General features: G+C 61.4%; 3 protein-coding genes. All 3 read right to left on the bottom strand.

Annotated elements, in window-relative coordinates; genetic code table 11:
• Positions 1-225: 225 nt before the first annotated feature.
• Genes rplI through rpsF form a run of 3 tightly spaced genes read right to left on the bottom strand, consistent with a single transcriptional unit; the run spans position 226 to position 1,516 of the window.
• Positions 226-831, bottom strand: coding sequence for a 50S ribosomal protein L9 (rplI, locus tag ABWP09_RS12785; protein ID WP_353205512.1), 606 nt, complete (start codon positions 829-831; stop codon positions 226-228).
• Between the two features lie 12 nt (positions 832-843).
• Positions 844-1,068 carry a 30S ribosomal protein S18 gene (gene rpsR, locus ABWP09_RS12780; protein WP_010186331.1) on the bottom strand — a complete coding sequence of 75 codons (225 nt, stop codon included), beginning with the start codon at positions 1,066-1,068 and terminating at the stop codon, positions 844-846.
• A 13-nt stretch (positions 1,069-1,081) separates the two neighbouring features.
• On the bottom strand, positions 1,082-1,516 hold the full coding sequence (gene rpsF / locus ABWP09_RS12775) for a 30S ribosomal protein S6 (protein WP_353205513.1): 435 nt from the start codon (positions 1,514-1,516) through the stop codon (positions 1,082-1,084).
• Positions 1,517-1,592 lie beyond the last annotated feature (76 nt).

Here is a 1,592-nt window from a genome sequence, read left to right as displayed (position 1 = left end):
TGAGGTTCTGGTTTGCAGGCCGGCAACGCAAAGCGACGCTATAATGAATAAGGTTCTTCCCGTTTTCCTCGCCCTCATCCCGTTCGCGGCTTTGGTGAGCGCGTGCGTGGTGACCGGGTAACAGCCCTCCGCTCCAGCCCCCCCAATCCCCGGGGCGGAGACACACGAAAAGGGCCGCCCGGATCCCTCCGGGCGGCCCTTTTACGATATAGCGAGCGGTAACGCTCAGGCTTGGGCTGGTGCCTCGGCCTGGTTGTCGTCGCTGCCGACTTCGGCCGTCGCGCCCGGCTCGGCGTTCGGATCGTAAGCCTCGACGAAGCCGGCTTCGTCCTTCTCGAACATCGCTTCCATGACGTTGACGCCATCGGCCTGCATCTTCGCCTCTTCGGGCGAGCGTGCGATGTTGATCTTGATCGTCACCGAAACTTCCGGGTGCAGCGACACCTTGATGTCGTACACGCCGATCGCCTTGATCGGCTTGTTGAGCACGATCGCCGATTTCGAGACCTTGTGACCCTCGGCCTCCAGCATTTCGATCAGATCGCGCACCGCGACCGAACCATAGAGCTGGCCGGTGTTTGACGACTGGCGGATCAGCGTCAGCGTGATGCCGTCGATCGTCTTGGCTTCGATCTCGGCATGGCCGCGACGTTCCGCATTCTCGGCGACGATCGTCTCGCGGTTCTTTTCGAAGACCTTGCGGTTGGCTTCGTTGGAGCGAAGCGCCTTCTTGTTCGGCAGCAGGAAGTTACGGGCGAACCCGTCCTTCACCTTGACGACGTCGCCAATGTTGCCGAGCTTTTCGACGCGCTCCAGCAGGATGATATCCATGGGGTGCGCTCCTTACTTAACGATGTAGGGCAGCAAGCCCAGATGGCGCGAACGCTTGATCGCCTGGGCGAGCTCGCGCTGCTTCTTGCCGCTCACCGAGGTGATGCGCGACGGGACGATCTTGCCACGCTCGGACACGAAGCCCTGCAGCAGACGGACGTCCTTATAGTCGATCCGGGGGGCATCCTTGGCCGAGAACGGGCAGGACTTGCGACGGCGGAAAAATGGGCGTGCCATGGTCTATAGCTCCTTATTCGCCGTCAAAGCTGCGACGCGCGCGATCTTCGCGATCACCGCGGTCCGGGCGATCGCCACGGCCTTCACGGCCGCCTTCGCGATCACCACGACGCTCACGGTCGCGGTCCGACTTGCGCATCATGACGCTCGGGCCTTCTTCCGAAGCGTCGATCTTGACGGTCATATAGCGGATGATGTCTTCGTTGATCTGAACCTGGCGCTCCAGCTCTGCGATCACGCTGCCCGGGGCATCGATCTCAAGCATCACGTAATGCGCCTTGCGATTCTTCGCGATCTTGTAAGCGAGGCTGCGCAGGCCCCAATTCTCGGTCTTGACGACGCGGCCGTCATTACCGTTGATGATTCCGGCGGCCATTTCGGCCAGTGCGTCCACTTGCGCCTGTGCCAGATCCTGGCGCGCAAGGAACACGTGCTCGTACAGAGCCATGTTGCTTTCTTTCATTCTTGGCCGATCGCTGACGCCCGCACCATGCGAAACGCCCCTCCGGCTATCGTCTTCCGCT

Origin of the sequence: Sphingomonas sp. (assembly GCF_040398505.1) — a bacterium.
GTDB lineage: Bacteria > Pseudomonadota > Alphaproteobacteria > Sphingomonadales > Sphingomonadaceae > Sphingomonas.
This window is presented reverse-complemented; position numbering and strand designations above follow the sequence as displayed.

What these genes read in the sequence shown, in the direction of transcription:
- rplI (WP_353205512.1), bottom strand. Translation starts at nt 831, where the DNA reads ATGGATATCATCCTGCTGGAGCGCGTCGAAAAGCTCGGCAACATTGGC.
- rpsR (WP_010186331.1), bottom strand. Translation starts at nt 1,068, where the DNA reads ATGGCACGCCCATTTTTCCGCCGTCGCAAGTCCTGCCCGTTCTCGGCC.
- rpsF (WP_353205513.1), bottom strand. Translation starts at nt 1,516, where the DNA reads ATGGCTCTGTACGAGCACGTGTTCCTTGCGCGCCAGGATCTGGCACAG.